This is a genomic window from Microcystis sp. M015S2 (assembly GCF_020245945.1).
In the GTDB taxonomy this organism is placed as follows: domain Bacteria; phylum Cyanobacteriota; class Cyanobacteriia; order Cyanobacteriales; family Microcystaceae; genus Microcystis.
Genome location: NZ_JADBTX010000115.1, coordinates 1 through 20,989 on the forward strand (window position 1 = coordinate 1; position 20,989 = coordinate 20,989).

18 protein-coding genes and 2 pseudogenes are annotated in these 20,989 nt (G+C 42.2%); 10 read left to right on the top strand and 10 right to left on the bottom strand.

Translation table 11 applies throughout. From position 1 onward, the window contains the following. Positions 1-102: 102 nt before the first annotated feature. From IM473_RS19200 to IM473_RS19210, 3 genes are all read left to right on the top strand, one after another. The gene (locus IM473_RS19200) at positions 103-453 is read left to right on the top strand and encodes a hypothetical protein (RefSeq protein ID WP_287658258.1); all 351 of its coding nucleotides are present in this window, start codon (positions 103-105) and stop codon (positions 451-453) included. A 77-nt stretch (positions 454-530) separates the two neighbouring features. Then, positions 531-2,189: a type IV secretory system conjugative DNA transfer family protein gene (locus tag IM473_RS19205; protein ID WP_287658257.1), complete on the top strand. Its 1,659-nt coding sequence runs from the start codon at positions 531-533 to the stop codon at positions 2,187-2,189. 41 nt (positions 2,190-2,230) lie between these two features. After that, a complete protein-coding gene (locus IM473_RS19210; RefSeq protein ID WP_287658256.1) occupies positions 2,231-2,665 on the top strand; it encodes a hypothetical protein in 435 nt (144 codons plus the stop codon). Positions 2,666-3,215: 550 nt separating this feature from the next. On the opposite strand, the gene IM473_RS19215 is transcribed toward IM473_RS19210, so the two are convergent. Both IM473_RS19215 and IM473_RS19220 read right to left on the bottom strand, forming a co-directional pair. Continuing rightward, positions 3,216-3,647, bottom strand: a complete 432-nt coding sequence (locus tag IM473_RS19215; protein WP_002803895.1) for a type II toxin-antitoxin system VapC family toxin — start codon at positions 3,645-3,647, stop codon at positions 3,216-3,218. A gap of 8 nt (positions 3,648-3,655) precedes the next feature. Further along, on the bottom strand, positions 3,656-3,907 hold the full coding sequence (locus IM473_RS19220) for a hypothetical protein (protein WP_002803893.1): 252 nt from the start codon (positions 3,905-3,907) through the stop codon (positions 3,656-3,658). A gap of 503 nt (positions 3,908-4,410) precedes the next feature. On the opposite strand from IM473_RS19220, the gene IM473_RS19225 reads away from it, so the two are divergent. From IM473_RS19225 to IM473_RS19235, 3 genes are read left to right on the top strand one after another with little or no spacing between them, the layout of a single operon-like run. Next, positions 4,411-5,157 carry a pseudouridine synthase gene (locus tag IM473_RS19225; RefSeq protein WP_287658255.1) on the top strand — a complete coding sequence of 249 codons (747 nt, stop codon included), beginning with the start codon at positions 4,411-4,413 and terminating at the stop codon, positions 5,155-5,157. 26 nt (positions 5,158-5,183) lie between these two features. Next, positions 5,184-5,945, top strand: coding sequence for a helix-turn-helix domain-containing protein (locus IM473_RS19230; RefSeq protein WP_287658254.1), 762 nt, complete (start codon positions 5,184-5,186; stop codon positions 5,943-5,945). An 8-nt stretch (positions 5,946-5,953) separates the two neighbouring features. Next, positions 5,954-6,802 carry an ADP-ribosylglycohydrolase family protein gene (locus IM473_RS19235; protein ID WP_287658253.1) on the top strand — a complete coding sequence of 283 codons (849 nt, stop codon included), beginning with the start codon at positions 5,954-5,956 and terminating at the stop codon, positions 6,800-6,802. A gap of 207 nt (positions 6,803-7,009) precedes the next feature. Here IM473_RS19235 and IM473_RS19240 read toward each other — a convergent pair whose 3' ends face one another. The 6 genes and pseudogenes from IM473_RS19240 to IM473_RS19265 form a co-directional block, all read right to left on the bottom strand. Then, entirely contained in the window at positions 7,010-8,002 is a 993-nt protein-coding gene (locus IM473_RS19240) for an aldo/keto reductase (RefSeq protein WP_287658252.1), read from the bottom strand. Positions 8,003-8,166: 164 nt separating this feature from the next. Next, positions 8,167-11,232: an efflux RND transporter permease subunit gene (locus IM473_RS19245; RefSeq protein ID WP_287658251.1), complete on the bottom strand. Its 3,066-nt coding sequence runs from the start codon at positions 11,230-11,232 to the stop codon at positions 8,167-8,169. A gap of 53 nt (positions 11,233-11,285) precedes the next feature. After that, complete coding sequence (locus tag IM473_RS19250; RefSeq protein ID WP_287658250.1) at positions 11,286-11,663, bottom strand: four helix bundle protein; 378 nt, start codon at positions 11,661-11,663, stop codon at positions 11,286-11,288. Positions 11,664-11,731: 68 nt separating this feature from the next. Next, entirely contained in the window at positions 11,732-13,192 is a 1,461-nt protein-coding gene (locus IM473_RS19255) for an efflux RND transporter periplasmic adaptor subunit (RefSeq protein WP_287658249.1), read from the bottom strand. Between the two features lie 118 nt (positions 13,193-13,310). Beyond that, positions 13,311-13,787, bottom strand: a complete 477-nt coding sequence (locus IM473_RS19260) for a DUF4164 domain-containing protein (RefSeq protein WP_287658248.1) — start codon at positions 13,785-13,787, stop codon at positions 13,311-13,313. A gap of 224 nt (positions 13,788-14,011) precedes the next feature. Next, a pseudogene (locus tag IM473_RS19265) lies at positions 14,012-15,590 on the bottom strand (hypothetical protein). Positions 15,591-15,803: 213 nt separating this feature from the next. On the opposite strand from IM473_RS19265, the gene IM473_RS19270 reads away from it, so the two are divergent. Then, positions 15,804-16,295 (top strand): hypothetical protein, encoded by a 492-nt coding sequence (locus tag IM473_RS19270; protein WP_287658247.1) that lies wholly within the window; start codon positions 15,804-15,806, stop codon positions 16,293-16,295. Here IM473_RS19270 and IM473_RS19275 read toward each other — a convergent pair. Next, positions 16,292-17,326, bottom strand: a complete 1,035-nt coding sequence (locus IM473_RS19275) for a M42 family metallopeptidase (RefSeq protein WP_287658246.1) — start codon at positions 17,324-17,326, stop codon at positions 16,292-16,294. The two genes, IM473_RS19270 and IM473_RS19275, sit on opposite strands and share 4 nt — an antisense overlap. A gap of 74 nt (positions 17,327-17,400) precedes the next feature. Beyond that, positions 17,401-18,738, bottom strand: coding sequence for a helix-hairpin-helix domain-containing protein (locus tag IM473_RS19280; RefSeq protein WP_287658245.1), 1,338 nt, complete (start codon positions 18,736-18,738; stop codon positions 17,401-17,403). Between the two features lie 290 nt (positions 18,739-19,028). On the opposite strand from IM473_RS19280, the pseudogene IM473_RS19285 reads away from it, so the two are divergent. From IM473_RS19285 to gvpA, 3 genes and pseudogenes are all read left to right on the top strand, one after another. Further along, positions 19,029-19,133 (top strand): annotated as a pseudogene (locus IM473_RS19285) (helix-turn-helix domain-containing protein); the annotation flags it as partial. A gap of 219 nt (positions 19,134-19,352) precedes the next feature. After that, entirely contained in the window at positions 19,353-19,622 is a 270-nt protein-coding gene (locus tag IM473_RS19290; RefSeq protein ID WP_287658244.1) for a hypothetical protein, read from the top strand. Between the two features lie 803 nt (positions 19,623-20,425). Beyond that, positions 20,426-20,668, top strand: coding sequence for a gas vesicle structural protein GvpA (gene gvpA / locus IM473_RS19295; RefSeq protein ID WP_425311603.1), 243 nt, complete (start codon positions 20,426-20,428; stop codon positions 20,666-20,668). The last annotated feature ends 321 nt before the right edge of the window (positions 20,669-20,989 follow it).

A 20,989-nucleotide genomic window follows, 5' to 3' on the forward strand; every position in this document is an offset into this window, starting at 1 on the left:
CTAACGAAAGAATTAGGGATAGGAGCGAGCTTACTAGGAATTATTATTAATAAGTGAGAGATGGTGCGGCGAACTTTTTCGAGCCAAAACCATGAAAAGCTTATGATCTATGGATTTCATCTTTCTTGTCCCCCTGTCAGCATCAGACCTCTAGACACTGATGAGATTAAAAAGAAAAAGGTGGATGCTCTGATAAAACGCATTGACGATCAATATAATCATCTAAGAATGGAACCAGAGCCACAAAAACGGGAGGAAATTCGCCGAGAAATTCAGCAATTAGAACTAAAATTAGATCAGATAACTGGTCACATTGATTCACCTGATGATTATTTGTTCAATAAATCTCTTGACTTTAACTCATTAGATGATGATGTTGATTGGTTCAACCAAGCTCTCAGCAACCCAGATTATGAAGATGGGGAAGATGAATTTCCCTTACCTAAGATTTAGTTAAGCTAAATAAATATCCCTTCTTTCAATAAGAGGGGATAACTCAAAAAAATTGTGAATTTCTGGAGAAACCCAATATGTCTTATCCTTTTTCTAATCCCAACTCACCCCCACCTTCTACCCATAAAAAGCACAAGCAAGGCAAACCTAAAAAAATCTCTGTTGACCTTCAATCTGTACTCGCTAACCCCGATGATTTCCCGATTAAAGCCAGTGAAAATAAAATTTATCTAGGACAAGCTGCCGCTTATCCTAATAGTAAAGAAAGAACTCCCTTCTGGCTTCCTACTGCACTGTTTGATAGCCATTTGTTTATAGGGGGGGCAATTGGTTCGGGTAAAACAACCGTTTTATTTAGGCTAATTTCAGGCGCATTAAGATGGTATGGAACGGTAATTATCTCAGAAGCCAAAGGAGGAGTTAGAGGAACAAAAGAAGGGGCCGCTTTTACTGATTTAGCGGCTTACCTTCAAGAAAAAGATCCTAAGATTTCCGTTTGTCGTTGGCCTCGTGGCGAATACTATTTTAATCCTCTTGAAAACCTCTTAAATTCTTCAGAGAGACGAGAATTTTTTGAAATGCTATGTCAAGTGATCATCTCACAGTATGAAGGCATGGCCGGTGACTTACTGGCAGTTATTTATAATGCTGCTGCGATTGCTGAATACTTGTTAGTTTTATTGCAAAACTTTTATCCTCCTGACGCTCTCACTCTCAGAAGTTTAGTCAATTTATTATCTACCCCTAAACAAGTTGAAGAAGCCTTAGAAAATGGTAAAAATAAAATCAATCTTTATCTTAATAGTCAAAACCTAACCCCCGAAAAAAAGGAAGAATTACAGGAGAGAACTAACCTCCTAGAAAAAATAGAACAACAACTGCGCCTTGCTAATTTTTTCTACATGGATCATAAGGAATTAGTCATGACTCGGCGAGGAGTTAAAATTTTTCAGGATCTGTTAGATCAAGAAGACTTACTTACCTATACAGAACCTCATCCCAACCTCAAAAAACTCAGCTTTGATGATATTCTTTATCACAAAACATTGGTCATTTTAAGCCAACCTCTATCCCAATCTTCTTCTAAAATCATTGGGCCTATTTTCCTTGACAATTTTCTCAATTATGTGTTAGAATTAGGATCAAATACCAAAACAAAAAATGGCAAGGATCGTCTTAAAACCCTAGTTATTCTTGATGAAACCCACCGCCTTCCTGTTGGTAAAATTGGTGACTCAGGTGACTATTTACGCGAATATGGTATTGGTTTAGTAGAAGTTGCTCCCACTATTCCTAAAGATAACAAAAGATGGGAGCAAAACAAGCACGTTTACCAAACCTTGCTAAGTCTTTCACCGGGGATTCCAACCCTAACCGAACTTATGCGGGATCGCCTTCCCCATATCCCCCCTTCTCCTATGGTTGTCCGAAATTATCAAGATCGTCAAGAAAACATCTTTTCACAACCCGAACGGCGAGAAAATTACGACCTAGTTTTAGGACAAGATAACCCCGGTATTACCTCTCGTTCAATGCAGTTATCAGGACGTTTTACAGGGTTACTTCAGTCATCTTTTATTGATGAAAATCGGAGACTTTTTTGGATTGATTTTGAAGATGAATTATTGGCAAACATTAAAACTTTGCTAAAAAAGGCTCTGGCTCCTGATGCAACTCCTCAAGATAAAAATTTAGTGGATTATGCACTTGGCTTGGACAAATACAGACCCCTTTAATCATTTCTTGATTTCATTAATTCTCTAGGAGAGTATCAACTATGTCAAACAAAAATAAATTCGGTTTCGCTTTCGATCTAGTCGAAGATTTTGTCGTTGATAAGGCTCAATACAGTCCTGATAATTATGCTGCCAAAGGCGATATTAATCAGATGGAAGCTGATAATATCACTGATGAGGGTGATATTGTTAACATTGATGCCGATAATGTTACCAAAGATGGAGACAATATTAATATCGATGACATCAAGATTGAAGCTGATAATATCGCTCAAGAAGGTGATATTATTGAAGGCGACCAGAACAATTACTATATTAGTATTTCCTCTTGTCAACCAGAAAGTGATTCGCCGAGTGAGGTTGAGCCTGAACAAGATTCTATTGTCAATGATGCTCCCCTACCGGACGCTAAAGATTTAGAAATTGAATCTCCTCCCGAACCTGAATTTAATTTTGATTTTGAAATGGGGGGTTAGTCGCATTAGCTGACTTTAGTTCGGACTAAGAAGATTTGGTCATGACTTCCACGAAGAATAGAGCTAACCAGCTGCGGTAAAATTAGGGTTTCGGCTTATCCTCAACTTAGCTTAACTAGGGATAGGCCGATTTATGTTGCTAAGGTTATATTTTGAGCAACTTTTGTCAATTTAGCCACAAACAGAAGCATAAATCGTAGGGTGCGAAGCACGAAAGTGTAACGCACCAATTGAATAATTAAGTTGTTGCGTTACGGCAGATTATTAATTTGTTTTTTTGTCAGAGATTATCGCCGCAAACACGCACCCTACAAGAATTTATAAAACTAAAATCAACACAGATAAATGTATTAGTCATGATTTTCTCTATCACAATTTCTTCCATCAATTGCCGATCTCTTTCTTCTCTCAACCGCTTGGATAACCGAGAAATAACCCGTTTAAAGTCATATCCCCCCGTAAGCAAAACTAGCTCGACTTTTGTGCTTTTCTAAGCATACTGCCTAGTCAGGTTAAATAAAACTAAAGCTATTGAGAGAGAAATAAAAATCTACACTTCAACCAAATGAACCCAACTTAGAGAAGATTTAACGCTGTTAAATAAGCGTTTATCGCTAGTGTATAAATTTGCTTGAAATCGTTGAGCTAATACTAGATAATGGGCATCATAAGTAGCAGGAAGATTCAAGGTTTGCGAAATTTCTATTGCTTGGTAATGGAGGTAATGATCTCCATGAAACTGAATAGGTAAATCTAAGACTTCTGTAAGGAGGGTTTGCGCTTCCGTCTCCAAAATTTGACCAGCTTTTTTCAGACGATAAAATACGTTAGTGACTTCGTAACATAATAAAGTTGGTGCAATCACTAAATTTTCCTCGGTCATCCATTTTTGCCAGAGTTGACTGTACATTGTTACAGAAGGTTCAACGGTTGTTAAACGAACTATAAAACTAGAATCAACACAGATAAATGTATTAGTCATTATTTTCTCTATTCACTCACAATTTCTTCCATCAATTGCCGATCTCTTTCTTCTCTCATTTGATGAATAATTTCAGTAACATCGGTTTTAAATGGTTTTCCCTGACGACGTTCATAAATGGCTTTTCGAGTTGCGTCAATTCGTTCTAATGCAATTTCCCAAGAGGGGTGATCTTTGAGTTTTTTTTCTAACAATTCTTGTTCTTCTAGGGACAAGGATTTAATTGCATTAACTAGAGATTCCACGAGTTGAATATTCATTTTTTTTACATCTTTGACTAAAATTATCGGTGTTTATGAAGAGTTATTATAGCCTAGCCTTTGAATTATAACAAAGAGACGCAAACTCCGTCGCTTACGTCCCCAATTTATCATCAATCAAAGTTTACCGTTTGGATAACCGAGAAATAACCCGTTTAAAGTCATATCCCCCCGTAAAAAAAATTAGCCCGACTTTTTTAACAATTGTCGGCAAAATTTTGCTTGCTTTTTTCACGGCTTTTTGCAATAATATTTTTATAAGACTTTATATATAATGGAGTGGTAGAGTTCACTCAAAAACGCACAGATTCCCATTATAAGAAAAGTATAACCGAAGCCGCCGCCCAAGTCAAGGGATTACTCCTCTTTTTTTTGAGAAGTTTTCAAAGAAAAAAAATCAAAGAGGCAGCCGGAGATATTCGGTTTTTCTTCACTATTTGGGCGAAAAAACCCTTTTAGGATGCCTATAATAGGAGATAGAAAGGGTTAAAAACTAAAAAAAAATGGCGGAGAGAGTCCAGAAAATCCTTGCCCAGTGGGGAATTGCCTCCCGAAGAAGGGCGGAGGAGATGATCGTAGCCGGCCGGGTGAGACGGAATGGCAAAATCGTGCAGTTAGGAGAAAAAGCCGACCCGGAAAAAGATCACCTAGAGATAGACGGAAAAAAAATTGAACCGGCCAATCGTCCCAAAAGATTGTATATACTGATCAACAAACCCATTGGTGTGGTTTCTACCTGTAAGGATCCACAAAACCGGCCGACGGTAATCGACCTTTTGCCCGACTCCCTCGCCAGCGAGACGGGGTTACATCCCGTAGGCAGGTTGGACATCAACACCACTGGGGCTTTACTCCTCACCAACGACGGTCAACTCACCCTCACCCTCACCCATCCCCGTTATCATTTGCCCAAAACCTATCGGGTTTGGCTAGATGGTGCGATTGATAGACTTGCTCTCCAGCGTTGGCGAGAAGGTATCCTCTTAGAGGGAAAAAAAACCTTACCCGCACAGGTTGAGATACTCAAGCAAACCGACCAAAAAACCCTACTAGAAGTTATTTTAGTGGAGGGAAGAAATCGGCAGATTCGCTCTGTAGCCGAAGAGTTAGGCTATCGCGTCCTGAAACTTCATCGCAGTGCCATCGGTCGTATTCAACTAAACTCTGGTAATAATTCCCCCTTACCCTTGGGTCATTACCGTTTTTTAACCCTTGATGAACTGAAATATTTAACAAGCCAGATTAACTAAGCTGAAAGTCAGCCCCTAATAGCGATATGTTTCGCCTTCTCCAATCACAACTCGATCCCCAGCATAAACAGCGAACCAAATTACTGGAAATCGGCGTTTATTTGCAAAAAAATCGCCTAGAACAGTCCCTTTCTCTCGAGGACATTGCCCAGAAAACCCTAATCCCGCGCCATCGCTTAGAAGCGCTGGAAGCGGGGGATTTGGAGGCATTGCCCGAACCGATTTATATTCGTTGGTTAATCAAACAATTTGCCGATAGTCTGTCCCTGGATGGTGAGACGATTAGCCGGCGTTTTCCCACCAAGGTCAATAACTTTTTTAGGGGAACAAAACCGTCTTTATCGCTGCCAAGTCTTCAAATTCGCCCGATTCATCTTTATTTTCTCTATTTAATCTTAGTTATTGGTTCCGTACAAACCCTATCCCACGTCCTGCAAAAATCGGTACTGCAATCGAATCGCTTACCGCCGCCTTCCTTGCCACAACAGCAAATTGTCCAACGGAAAAGCAATCCCCTTCAACCGGTAGCCAACAAAACCAGCAATAATCAGCAGCTGGTGGTGGGGGTAAAACTGGAGGATGACTGCTGGCTGCGGGTGGTGGTGGATGGGAAGACAGAATTTGAGGGTGTGCTGCCCCAGGGAACCCATCGCACTTGGCAAGCAAACCGAGAATTAACCGTGAGAGCGGGTAATGCCGGCGGGGTTTACGTTGCTGTTAATAACGCCAATGCTAAACAACTAGGGCAACCGGGCAAAGTCGGGGAAGTCACCTACCGGGCAAATTGAGCTAATTTATGCAAAAGGTCTTTTCACCCCTCGATCGCCTTCAGGGAGGGTTAATCGGGGCATATATTGGGGAATCCTTGCATAATCAACCCCTAATACCAGCCTTTAACTATGAGGCTACGCCAAGAACGACCCTGCTTTTGCAAGCTCTGCAATCTCAGGAAGACTTGCAGATTGCGATCGCAGCCAAGCAGCAGTCGGAATCGGCGTTATTATTTGTGCTACTGCCGGAGATTTTAACCTGGCCTGACCATGGGGAACGTTGGCAAGCTAGATTAAATTTTTGGCTGAAAAAGGGCTTAATTTCCGAGTTAACCCAACAAGAAGCGATAATTTGGGGAGAGGCGGTAGGTCTGTTATTACAGGGAAAAAAGCCTTTAAATCAGTTAATGGGGCAATTACTAACTATTAAGCCCAAGAATAAGCTATTAGAGCAGATTCAGTCAGCTTTAGGGCAAAATCATCCCTTAGAGTTCATTTTATCGGCTTGGGCGAAAGATATCTCACCTTTAGGAATTGCGATCGCAGCTTCTCTCTATACCTTTCTGCAAACGACCGAGGATTTCGCCGTTAGCGTGCGTCGCGCTAATTCTAGTCCCTATCAACGGCAATTAACCAGCACTTTAGCGGGAATTTGGGCGGGATTGTACAACGGTATCGAGGGGATTCCCCTAGCTTGGCGGCAAAATTTGCCGAAAGAGCCAGTTAAACAGCAATTAATGGATAAAGCCGAGGAAATCTATCGAATTTCTTTGGGCATATCTGCTCATCTTGTTCTATCTTCTCATACTGCCGTCGCTTATGGGGGAACAATCCAACCCCGTCCTAGCTTAAAATTGGTCTCTCAAGATAAGTAGGGTTTGCTGAATAAATCTAGAAACCTTGTTGGACAATATCTTTAGGCTTTTTTGACCTCAAAAATTGCTGGTTCTTCGAGTAATCGAGGGGAAATTGGCTCTCTTATTCTTTGTCTGATCAGTTTAACTTATCAGCGATCAATCTTTGCGTCCTTTGTGTCTTTGTGGTTCGTTCCCCACCCCACAAGCAAACTTTTTCAGCAAACCCTACTTAGTTTGAAAGATATTTTGTACCATTTTTTTATCTAAACTGGCGGCAATTTTATCTAATTCTGCTATTTCTCCTGTGTCTAAACTCCATCCTAAAGCACCTAAATTATCCTCAGCTTGCCGAATATTTTTAGCTCCGGGGATAGGAATTGTTCCCTTACAGATACACCAATTTAAGGAAACTTGGCTAATAGTTTTATTTTTAGCTTGGGCGATAACTTCTAGGCAACTAATCAGAGGAGAAATAGCGGGAATTAATTGACTAAAAAGGAAGCGACGTAATCCTGGGGGTAAGTTTTTATTATCTCGATATTTCCCCGTTAATAACCCCAAAGCTAAGGGACTATAGGCAATAATTTTAATACCCAATTGATCACATAGTTCCTTTAATCCTAAGTCAGTGAGGGGATAGGTAGAAAGGAGAGAATACTGTACCTGTAAACTGGTAATAGGAATGCCGCGACTGGCAAACTTTTGATAGGCAGACTTCAATCTTTTCGGTCCAAAATTGGATAAACCGACTCCTTTAACTAACCCCTTTTCCAGACAATCCCCCAATCCGTCTAATAATCCTCCCTCCTGCCATGGCGCATAATTGCCTGTTGACCAGTGCATTTGCACTAAATCCACCGGGCGACCCAATCTGGTTGCCGAAGCTTGACAAGCTTTCACCATGGCATGACGGGTTAAACGCCAAGGATAAGGGGCGAGTTTGGTGGCAATACGGATATGATCAGCGTTATAACCGCTATATTCCCCTGTAAAGCGTCCTAATAGCTTCTCACTCTGTCCGTTGAGTTTGCCTGTCCCGTAGGAGTCTCCCGTATCAAATAGGGTGACACCCCGCTCGACGCAGAGATTAAAAACCGCTTGTAACTGGCTATCCATACTCTCATCGTAACCCCAGAGAAGACGATTTCCCCAGGCCCAAGTACCGCAGCCCATAGGGGGAAGAGATAGAGTTTTATCTGTGACTGTTAAGGGATTCATGGGTAAGTTTCTCTGGGTTTTTTCTCAAGCTTTCAGAGAGATATTTTATACTAAATCTGGTTATTAAAGACTGATTATTTATTCCCCTGTTTGCCTTTTGCATGAGTAGAAAACGGGTTTCTCCGAGTAGAAAACGGGTTTCTCCGAGAAACCCGTTTTCTGTACTAAATCGACTTGGGTTTTTGTTTAACAAATAATCCCCGGAACCAATAGTAAAAACTATCGATATAAGTAAAGATTACCGGCACAACCACCAAAGTTAATAGGGTGGAAGTGGTAAAACCACCAATAACGGCAATCGCCATCGGTGCGCGAATTTCACCATCTGCACCTAAAGCTAAAGCAATCGGTAACATCCCGGCAATTGTGGAAACGGAGGTCATAATAATTGGTCGTAAACGAGAGACTCCCGAATCAATCATCGCCTTAAATTGCGGTTTACCTTCCCGAAGGCCACTCAAGGCAAAATCTACTAACAGAATGGCATTTTTAGTGACTAATCCCATCAGTAAAACTATGCCAATTAAAGCGTATAAACCTAACTCTTTTTGGGTAATTAAAAGAGCGATTAAAGTACCACCAATCGATAAAGGAAGGGAAGTTAAAATCGCTAGGGGATAGAGGAAATTGTTATACAACAATACCAGAATTCCATAGATCGAAATAATTGCTAAACTTAACGCCCCCAAAAAACGAGCAAAGATATCGCGCATAATGCGAGCATCACCAAAGGGTTCTTCTGTCACCTCTGGGGGTAGGTTTTTTATGATTGGTAAAGCGCGAATTTGTGTCACCGCACTTCCCAAAGAAACTCCCTCTAAATTAGCTCCAATATTAACCTGACGTTGACGGTTAAAGCGTTGAATTTCCGCAGGTCCACTACCTAAGCTAATTGTCGCCACCGAGTTAAGCGGTACTAACGTACCATTACTGCTAGGAACGCGCAAATTTTGCAGAGTTTCTATCTCACTGCGTCCATCGTTGGCAATTTTCACCCGGATGGGAATTTGTCGGTCAGCAAGGTTAAATTTAGCTAAATTAAACTCATTATCGCCGATTAAAGCTAAAGATGCAGTACGGGCGATCACTCTGACCGAGACTCCCTGATCAGCAGCCCGGACAGGATCCGGTTGAATAATCAGTTCCGGTTTAACTAAACTTACCCCGGAACTTACCTCGACAAAACCGGGTAAAGCCCGCATTTCTCGCTCTAATTTTTGGGCAGTTTGGGTTAAAATATCGCCATTTTCACTTTTTAAGACAATAGCTACATCTTTAGTGCTTCCTGCTCCACCCTGCGCCCGAAAACTAACTCTTGCTCCCGGTATCTTCTGGAAATCCCGACGGGTTTGTTCCTCAAATTGCCGTTGAGTTAGCGATCGCTGTTCCTTAGGAACTAAATTAACATATATTAACCCCGTGTTTACCCGTCCCGAATCTCCCGGAATAGCCAAAACATTAGCGACGGCGGGATTTTTTTGTAGTAAACTATTCACCTGATTAGCCACGGCAACAGTATCATTCAAAGTCGCACCGGGAGGCAATTCTAGGCTGATGGTACTTAATCCAGTATCCCCAGAACTAAATAACCCTTTTGGAATCAAGGGAACTAACTGTAAACTACCGATAAAAAAGGCCAAAGCCGCCAATAAAGTCAGGATTCGATGACGTAAAGCCCAAGTTAACAAACTTTTGTAGGGACGAAAACGGGGGCGCGAGGAGGGATTACTATCACCGGTTTTCAGCTTTTTCGGCTGTAAAATATAGGCACTTAACATCGGGGTGACGGTGACGGCGATCAAACTGGAAAATAGGGTAGAAACCGCCACAGTAACGCCGAAAGGTTGAAAGAATTGCCCCGGCACACCGCCCATAAAAGCTACTGGCAGGAATACCGCCATAATTGCCGCCGCACTGGCTAAAACGGCTAATCCAATCTCTTTTGAGGCATCAAAGGCCGCTTGCAGGGGTTTTTTACCCATAGCTAAATGTTGATCGATGTCCTCCACCATACACACCGCATCATCCACCAGATTACCCAAAGCTAAAGCTAACGCCAGTAGGGTCATGCCGTTAAGGGTATAATTTAGGGACTGCATCACCCAAAAAGTCGGGAAAATGGACAAAGGCAGGGCCAAACCCGTGATAATCGTGGCGCGCCAATTGCCTAAAAATAGACCCACCGTGATCACCGTCATCATACAACCAATCAGGAGATCGCTAAGAAGGCTTTCGTAACTAGCACGAATTGAGTCGGCACGGGTAAAAATTAATTGAAATTTAATATCTTCGGGCAGTTTTTTCTTTAAATTCTCGATTTCTTGGCGCACTGCTGTTTCTACCGTCACCAAGGTGCTGCCAGTCCCCCGTAGAATCGAAAAACCCACCACTGGCTGCCCATCTAAGAGGGCCATTTGTCGAGGATCACTGGAACTATCGCTAACTGTCCCTAAATTGCTTAAGGGGACGGTATCACCGTTAGGTAAAGAGATTTGATAATTTCTTAAATCTTCGATCGTTTCAGCGCTGCCGAGGGTGCGGACAGTTTGTTCACTGCCGGCGATTTCCGAGCGCCCTCCGGGTAAATTAATATTAAAACTACGAATTTGGTCATTAACCGCCGTGGCCGTGATACCGTAGGCGATCAGACGGCCGGGATCTAAATCTACACGCACTTCTCGATCGACTCCCCCAACGCGATCGACTCGTGCTACCCCCGGCACTCCCGTTAAAGCGCGGCCAATTTGACGATCAACTAGATCACTTAATTCGGCGATCGATCTTTTCGGGGAGGAGATGGTATAGTTCATCACCGCACCCCCAGCAAATTCTAAACGTTGGACAATGGGATCATTAGTATCTTGGGGTAAATCCTGCCGAATTTGCGCTATGGCATTACGCACATCATTGGTAGCGCGATCGCTGTTAGTGCCAAGGATAAAGTTAACGGTGGTGGTGCTGCTGCCTTCGTTGATGGTAGAAGTAATTTGATCGATGTTACCCAAAGCAGCCACCGCATCCTCGACTTTTTTGGTGACTTGGGTTTCCAATTCCTCTGGACCTGCACCGGGTTGATTAACGGTGATAATCACGGCCGGAATGTCAATATTAGGAGAGCGATCGATCCCTAATCCCAGAAAGGCAATGTATCCCATTAAGGCCATAACCAGGGAGATCAGGATCGTCGGAATGGGATTTTTGATAGACCAATTAGAAATATTAAAAGCCATAATTTCAGTTATCAGTTATCAGTTATCAGTTATCAGTTATCAGTTATCAGTTATCAGTTATCAGTTTTTGGTTTTTGGTTTTTGGTATTTTCTTGGCAGGTTTTTAGAATAGCCCAAAGCATTTTACCAATTTCCTCCGCATCATCATTGATACTTTGAAAGGCTCTTTCCTCTATGTAATTCGTGTCTTTCAATAGAGACAGCCAATACTTTGTTTCTAGACATTCCTTATAAGCTATTGACATTTTAGCTCGAAAATCAGCTTGAGAAATAGCTCCATTAGCCTCGGCAATGTTAGCCCCGATTGAAGTGCCACTCCTTAATAGCTGTTTTGACAAAACATATTCTTGTTTATTCTCACACAAATATTTATAGCCTTTAACAATCCTAATGGCAAATTTATAAGCTTTATCATAAACGTTACTCTCCATCCGTTTGCCCCGCTACCGATCACTGATTACTGATTACTGTTTACTGTTTACTGGTCACTGATTACTGATTACTGATCGCTGATTGCTGTAATTTTGTCGCCATCACCGAGATAGGCTGCCCCTTTGACCACAATGCGATCGCCTGCTTGTAAACCGGTGAGAATTTCCACGCGATTATTCGGCATAATTTGACCTAATTGCACAGTTTTGGCGGTAACGGTGTTATCAGGTCCGACTAAATAAACTAGAGCTTGATTATCTTTTTGGGGTAAAACCGCGGTCATGGGGACGGTTAAACTATTGCTAGTATTCGTTACGATCGCACCGCGTAAAAACATCCCCGGTTTTAATCCTGTATTGTCGGTTAAATCGACTTTAACCGTTGCCTGACGGGATGCCTCATCGACGATGGGATTAATTTCGCGCACCTGTCCCGATAATTTTAAACTGGTATTAGCATCGGAAGTGATAGTAACGGGCGCTCCGACGCGGATTAATGGCAATTGATTCTCAGGAACCCGCAATCTTAGCTCTAAACGGCCATTTTCGATGATTTTAAAGAGAGCATTTTGACCGTTGGTGGTATCCCCGATGCGGCCATTTCTTTCGGCAATTTTGCCACTGACCGGGGAAATCAGGCGCGTCTCGTTTAATTGGGCTTTAACAATGGCTAAACGGCTTTGAGCTTCCGCTAATTGGGCTGTAGCTTGGGCGATCACCTCGGGACGATTGCCAGCTTGCAATTGTGCCAGCTGCTGCTCTGCTTCTCCTAAACGGGATTGGGTCTGTTGTACGATCGCCGCTTTGTTTCTTTCTTCGTTGAGGACTTCATCGAGACGATCCCGGGCGATCGCTCCTTCCGCTTCTAAACTTTGGTTTCTCTGGACCCGTTTTTTAGCCAAATCCCAATCCGATCGAGCTTGACTAATTTCGGCTTTTATGCGTTGAATAGTTTGTTTAGCTCCAGCGATCTCCTCTTTACGGCTCCCCGCTTGCAATTCTGCCAAACGCGCTCGCGATTGGGCGACATTAGCCTGTGCTTGGGTTAATTGCGCTTGTAGGACGGTATCATCGAGACGAGCGAGAATTTGACCTTGGCTGACCCTATCCCCTTCATCGACAAAGATTTCTTTGATTTGTAGTCCTGTCGCTTGGGAAAGAATCGGGATTAATTCATCGGCTGCCACGCTTCCAGTCGCTTTCAGGGTGCGGGCCACGGCAGTGGATTCTACCCTAGTGGTGGTTACTGTTTGTGCTGGTGCCTCATTTTTTGCCGCTACGGGCTGAGTATTGGGGTTTTGGGCTGTTTGGGGTCGATTAGCGAAACGAGTCGCCCCTAGGGTCAATAAAACCCCTAATCCCACACCGATAAATAAACCCTTTCCTCCCGATAGCCAAGAGTTGGTTTTGGTCGGTTTTGGCGAGTATTCGGTTTTCTCTGGCTCAATTTCAGGATTAAATGCGATAATTTCGGGAACTAGCGAATTATCGGCTGAATGCTGGTTATTTTCTAGGGTATCTGGCCGCACGGTCTGCCCTCTCGGTAGATTCTGGATAAAATGTTAAGTTTTGTATCCATTTATAATCTAACGGAAAAAGGTCGCCTGTGGGGAAAGTGAGAAAGTCTCGTTACTCTCCAGCGATCGCCTAGGGATTGTTGCCCATAAAAAAAGCCCGGAATTCCACAGCAATCAAGGAACCACTCAAAAGAGTTATTAATGTCCAAATTTGGTTGCTTTGGGTTCCTTCCACCTTGATCAGTCGATTATCCATACTATCGACTTTCTCTGTTAAAGTTGCTAGTCCTATCTTCACATCGGTGACATCTTTCTGTAAGGTTTCTAGCTTTTGCTCGACATTTTTCTGTAAGGTTTCTAGCTTTTGCTCGAAACCTTTTTCGAGATTATCCAGCTTTTGCTCGAAACCTTTTTCGAGATTATCCAGCTTTTGCTCGAAACCTTTTTCGAGATTATCCAGCTTTTGCTCGAAACCTTTTTCGAGATTATCCAGCTTTTGATCCACATCTTTCTGGAAGGTATCTAGCTTTCGATCAACACTTTTAATACTATCTTTAATTTCCTTAAGGACAGATTCGAGGGAATAGGTAACGGTTTCTGCTGTCATTGCGGTTAACTCCTATCAGTAGAGAGATACAGCCTTTCTCGTCAAGGTGAAGCACAGACTAACCCTTGCTATAGCGGTAAGCGCTTGAGTGAGATACAGACCAAGCCTTGCCTAGCATGGTTTATAGCTCGTGACACTGTACTTCATACGACTGCACACCGCTATAATCAAGTATTTTAGATGCAAGAACGAACCTCATCTATCTGAGAAACGCTGTAATATAATTATCGATAAAAATCTCCTTGATTCTCCACTTCATTTTTCTTCGAGAAATCTCGCCTCATCTTCCAATTTATCGCTGATTTCTGGCAGTTTTAGCAATATTCCAGCGAATAACCAATAGTAAACAGAAACAGGCTCGACGGAGAGAGGATAATAGTAGGGATTATAGCTAATAAAAAGTATAAAAATCCAGATACAGAGACCCCAATGCTTTAAAGCAGCATTTTTTACTTTTAAATAGGCTTTAAAGGTGAGAATACAGAGAATTGTCACCAGTGCCATAAAAGCGATAAAACCGACGATACCGATTTCGTAGATCAGTTTAGCGTAGTAGGTTTCAATTAGTCTTATTCCCTCTTCTCCCACTATATGACGAGCGCCACTGCTGGCTGTGCCCAAACCAAGACCAAAAAGCTGTGCATATTTGAAGACCCACTGCATTTGATCGACTACAAAGTCAATGGGAGACGAATATAACCAGCGACCGATAAAATTTAGCCCTCTTTCCCGAATAAAGGGAATTAACGTCACCGCGAGCAGGGAAAGCAACCCCAAGATTCCCAATCTTAATGGTAACTTTTGCTTATTTTTGCTGGTAGCAATAAAAAGAACCAAGTAAAACAAAGGTACTAGCAATAAAGGTAATCTTTGTCCAGAAACCAGAGTCGCAAGGAAGACTAAAACCATTGCCACCCAACCAGCGACGCGCCATCTTTTTTGTGGATCACTAAAACTGGCCGCGTAACTAATGACGCTACTAGATACTAAAAACCAACTCCATTGCCAAGGATCGGAAAATGTGCCGGGGAGACGAATTAAGCCTCGCTCGGGATTATACAACACCGAACCGCCGACAAAACACTGAGCTTTCAAGCTGGCTTTTTCGCTAATATCTGGATAAAATTGGCTGTCGGATTTCGGGGCAGTAACTTCTAGTTGATTGAGGAATTCACTATCGGGACAGATGCCTTGGACGAGTAAGAAGTATTGAATTAGAACTAAAACGCAACAGACTAGGATCATCACGATTAAAAGCCGATTAACCACGAATAAATCCCGTTTTTCCTTGATTAAATAGTAGCCACAGAGAACTAGGGGAATATAACCGAGGAGGGTTTTTAATCCCACAATTCCCACAGCAATTGCTCCTTGGGGCAGATTGACAAAAAGAAAAGTTATCAAGCTGATGGCAAGTAAAATCAAAGCTGTGATGAGAAAAGGCTTGATTTGGGGTCGTAATTGCTTAAAAGTTTTGGTTTTAATTAAAATTGCCGCTAAAGCCGGGAAATAAAAGGCATCCTTGGCGATTTTGTAGAGAGCATAGGATGGCTCTTCGCCAATGAAGTTGCCTTTTATCTGAAAAACTCTCGCCACAGCAAAAGTGACGGTACTACTCAGGGGAAGATAGATGATTAGGGCTAATAATCCCAGACGGGGATGGATAAAAGAAGCAACCATGGCGGGAACTGCCAAAATTCCCAACAAGGCCGCTTTTTTGTCAAATAAAATCCCTAAAACTAGACTAATTATTATGGTAGAGATCGCTAGTATATTTAGTAAGAGATAGTTCCTCTCTTTCATATTGTGCAGCTTTGAACAGGTTTAGCAGAAAGTGTACCGGATTTTTGCTGAGATTCTCATTCTCAATGGCGGAGGTGGGGAGCTTTTCAGTCATCAGTTTACCGATAACTGAAAAGCTGATCACTGATTCAAGGCTGATGGCCGAGAGTTTCCTTTTGCTTCTTAGCTTTTGCTATACTTATGTAAAATTTTATTGATCTCGATCTTGACTCCGTGGCCGAAAATCCTTCTTTTCAAGACCTTTATCAAGCTGGCATCAGTGCCTTTGAGCGTGGACAATATCGTCTTAGTGTCCAGCAATTAAATGCGGCTTTAGCCTTAATTTCCTTAGGATCCCGAGAAGGAGGCGAGATTCAAATTTGGTTAATTTCTGCCCATCAGGGGTTAGGGGAGGGGGAGAAAGCCAGTGAAATCTGTAAGCAACTTATTACCCATCCTATCTATCAAATTCGCGAACAGGCCAAGCGTCTGCTTTATATTATCGAAGCTCCCCGTCTCAAACGCCCAGATGAGTGGATGACGAAGATTCCCGATTTAGATAAACTTCCCGATAGTACAGCGCAATTTAAAAAGGGAACAAATAAACAGAAAAAAGAAGAATCCCCCGCACCCATGCAGTTAGAGCAGCATAAAAATACTGTTTTTAGCGGACTGGCGATCGCTATTGTTCTATTGATGCTCTGGTTTTTTGCTAAAAATGGCTAAATTACTTGACAATAAACTTCTAATATGCTAATGCAGTTAGCTATGGCTCCTAAATGGGCGATTTCATAACCGTGGGTGTTTTGGGTGGGAAAACCTAAGCAAGCGGCCTTAGCTATATGACCGAATTTCATGGCGATGGAGGCATCGCTACCAAAACCACTAATAATAGCTAATTGTAGGGGTATTCCCGCCTTTTCGGCCGCAATTCGTAATTCTTGATTTAATTGCTCATCATAGATACCGTAACCATCCTGAGACAATAACACAGGATTGCTGCCATCCTTAATCGGATATTCAGGAGCGAGGGGACAGATTTCTAGGGCAATTAAAGCATCTAAGCGGTTATTTGCGGTAAAAAATAAGGCCCCTAAGGCTCCTACCTCCTCCTTAGCTGAGGCAACCAGATATATATCCACTGCGGGGTTAATTACTCTGGCTGCTAATGCCAAAAGAATCGCCACGGAAGCTTTATTATCGAGGGTATAACTGGCAATGTAGTCTTTTAGTCGCAAGGGTTGTTTTCGGTGTTTTCCCACCACGACTCGACTACCGACGCGCACCCCGCAAGCGTCTAATTCTTCTGGAGTCAATTTCGTCTCTATCCATGCGGATTCCCAGGTGACGGGTGTGTTTTCCTGCTGCACTTTTTGCGGGGATTGATGGGAAATATGACGGGAACCAAAGGAGAGAATTCCTGATCTGGTTTCCCTATCACCGATAATATCCACCACTCCTTCTCCGTAAATCCAAGGAAAAGCTCCCCCGAGTTGGCGAATTTGCAGAGTACCATCGGGATTAATTGCTTTGATAATAGCACCAATTTCGTCTTTATGACCAGTAATAGCAATTTTTTTGGTCGAATCTCGTCCTCTAATTTTGCCGATGACATTTCCCGCTTGATCTTGCCATGTTTCTAATCCTAACTCTTGAAAGCGTTCTAGTAAAAAGCGATCAATTTCCGTTTCCATCCCACTAGGAGAATGATGGAGGACAAGAGTGGCAATAGTGTCAAAGAGGTGATCAAAATCCATATTTGTCTTGATTTGTGGGTCGCAAGAGAATTATTATCGAAACAGGAAATCGAGAAGGTTTTACGCGAACAATATTAATGATTAATCAGAGGTGCAGAATTAGCCAGAAAACCCGCAACTTTTAGAGACTCTACCACCGAATTGTCATCCTCTACCCAATAGTTTTGTCCTAAACGTACAAATTGACGCTGAGTTCCCGCACCAATGGTGGCAATAACGGGAACTTTTGCCTTTTGTTTGTCTCCCGATTGCAGAATACTTTTAAGAAGATTTTGACGATTTTGGTTGACGACATCTTGCAGCGATAAATTAACCATCACCATTTTAATGGTTTCGATCGGTTCCGCATCTTCGATAATTAATTGTACCCGATCATCTCGGCGATCAACTTTTCCCCACACCATTAAAGTTGCTTCCTCCACTAATAATTTTTGCAGACGTTCGTAGCTATCGGAAAAAACCACCGCTTCCGACTGTCCCGAAGCATCTTCTAGGGTTAAAAAGGCCATGGGAGTTCCTTTTTTGGTCATAATTTTCTTAACGGCATTTAATAGGACAATGGCACTGACTTTTTTTCTGGTTTTGTGTTCTTCTAAGTCAGCTAAATTGATAGGAGATAGGACTTGAGCGGCTCTTTGTAAAGCTTTTAAAGGATGTTCGGAAACATAAAACCCCAAATGTTCTTTTTCCAGTTTTAACTTTTCCTGTAGGGAAAAATCTTCTACTGCGGTTGCACTGGGAGACTGTTCAAACTCGGATTCTTGTTTATTTTCTGTGTTACCTCCTAGCATATCAAAAATATTCATTTGACCACTTTCTTTCTCTTTGGTGCGTTTTTGCGCCCAAGCAACTACTAATTCTAAATCTTCAATTAATTGATGGCGATTCGGTTGAATTTTATCAAAAGCACCAGAATAAATTAGCGTTTCTAAAGCTCTTTTGTTGATCACTCGCAAATCAACACGCTCGCAAAAATCCCCTAAGGAAGTAAACTTTCCTCCCGCAGCTTCCCGGGCTTTTAAAATCGCCTCGATCGCATTTTCGCCCAGATTTCTAACTGCGGACAAACCAAAGAGAATTTTGCGCCCAATCGGGGTAAAATGTTTTTGCGATCGATTGATGTCGGGAGGTTCGACATCGATATTCATTTTCTGACAGTTTTCTCGGTACTTTTCCACCTTATCCTGATTATCGCTACTAGCAGTTAGTAACGCTGTCATATATTCCACAGGATAATTAGCTTTTAAATAAGCAGTTTGATAGGTGACGTAAGCATAGGCAGTGGAGTGAGATTTATTAAAACAATTGGAGGCAATTAACCCGTTGCCCAGCAAAAAATTATGATCTTTCTCCACACCAATATCGTAAACTGGTTTCCTTCCCAGGGATTGACGACCGATAATTTTAACCATATTAGTAACTCAACTCTCCAGATATTTTTGTAATGGTGCTAATGGAAATATGGCATTTCTTTGCCAAATCAGGCTGCTAAGGGCAAAAAAATGGCTCTCTTATTCTTTGTGACATAAGTTTAACTTATATAAGAGCCATCAATCTTTGTGTCCTTTGTGTCTTTGTGGTTCTTTCTACTAGCTCGCCAGCAGGACTGTATCTTAGAATACATTTTACCCACCAAACCTAAGAGAGCCAAAAAATTACCATATACATCATATATATTGATACCTAAAGTGTATATTCTACCTACCATAGGTTACGATCAATGTTAACCGAGGAGAAAAAACAACAAGAACTAGACTTCTTGAATGAGGTTAGCTATGGCCCTTTGCCACAAGGTTTAAGACACCTATAAACAGCTTTTACTAATTTCTTTGCTGGTCCTACTAAATTTGGTTAAAGGGTAGCAACGCAAAGCGGGACAAAATGCAGCAGTTGAGATAGCAAAGAAACCTTGCCCCTGAGGGCAAGGGCCTATATCGTACCTTGACGAGAGGTCAGCACTGGGTAGTTCACGCATTGTGTTATAATTCTGGCCAAGCCATCAAGGGATTTGAAAAGGAGTAACACCATGAGTCTATCTTCAGAAGCCTATCGCCAAGCCCTCGTGCGGGATGGAGAACGGCGCTATCGCGAATGGCACCAAAATTATCACAACCAATGCCGTCAATCAACGGCTGAATACCAAGCTCGTTCGGCCCAACAACGTCCAACAAAGCCTTGGATTTCCTCGGAAGCCTACCGCCAATTTTTAGTCAAAGATGGGGAGCGTCGTTTTGCGGAATGGCATGGCGAGTTTTTAGACTATCAAAGACAATTTCTGGCCAGTCAATCCACCTAAACGGACGTCAACCAATCCGCATTACAGCAATCTCTGAAAATAGTGGCTACAGTCCACAAAGAAATAGCTAATACCAATTTTCAATAGTCGTGACTAACATCTGAAAGTGCAATTCCTTTCTCCGAGAGGGATTGCGCTTTGAAGTGATCAACTAAGTCTGTCATTACTTTTGAAAAATGATATAAAGATGAATAAGTCCAGAATGCAAGACTTATCACGAATGCAGCCAAGAATTTAAGATCAGAAGGAATAAGAATCCTGTCAACAAATGTTGATGGGCAGTCAGGAGTTTAAGCTTGTGGAGAGACTGTAAGACTCTTTGGGACTCTCTCAAAAAGCAGGTTTCTGTGAAGCAAGAATTTCCCATCACACATCTTCGCATTGTGATGGCTAGATTGTCAAGTCTGTCCACCCCTCAGCCCCGCAAATAACACCTAAGATAGCGAACGTTAAAACTAAAATTTCAATACATTTGTGCCTTAAGCACCTAAAAGCCTTGCTTTGCAAGGCTTTTACTATTAGTTGATTCGTTCTATGTAAGTTCTTGGCTAGAGCCAGCGATCACTTAATAATGAAAGCATAGGTGGGCCTTTTCTGAGAATTGATTACATTTCTTAACCCCAAAAATGAGAATTGACTACATTTCTTAACTAAAGAATCGTACATTTCTTAACCAAAAACTTGAGATTAGATATTGACAACGACAAAATAAGGGTGTTATCTTTAAAAGTGCGGAAGTGATGAAGGCAGAAAAACTAAATGGATTTCTGAATCCTCCATGACTTCAGCACTGTACACCTTCTATGAAAACAACAAAAAGGTCTATTACCATGGCAGTTGAAAAAACTAACTCTTCCTCTAGCTTGGCTGAAGTTATCGATCGTATTCTTGACAAAGGTATCGTTATTGATGCTTGGGCTCGCGTATCTCTCGTCGGAATCGAATTATTAGCGATTGAAGCTCGTGTAGTTATCGCTTCGGTTGAAACCTACCTCAAATATGCTGAAGCCGTTGGTCTGACTCAATCTGCAGCGGTTCCTGCTTAAGGATTGATCACAGATTCTCCCATCGGCTGAGTTAAAACCCTACCGGGTTTTCCAGACTCTCGGCTTTTCTTTAATCCCTGTTGAGTTTAGTTACCCCTGTCTTGGGGCGCAATAGTCTATAATTGATAGGGTTGACACGGCAACGGATAGCGAAGACAAAGCTAGACGCAGACAAATTATTTTTGTAACCGTGATTTTGTCCCTTGTAGCTAGGTTTACCCCCAATCACCAGAGTGTAAGGCTCACTATTTTTTGGAATAGAAAGCAATTCTTTGGGTAGGAAGCCGCGCCCCTTGGTCTGGGGTAGCTCGCAATCTCAAC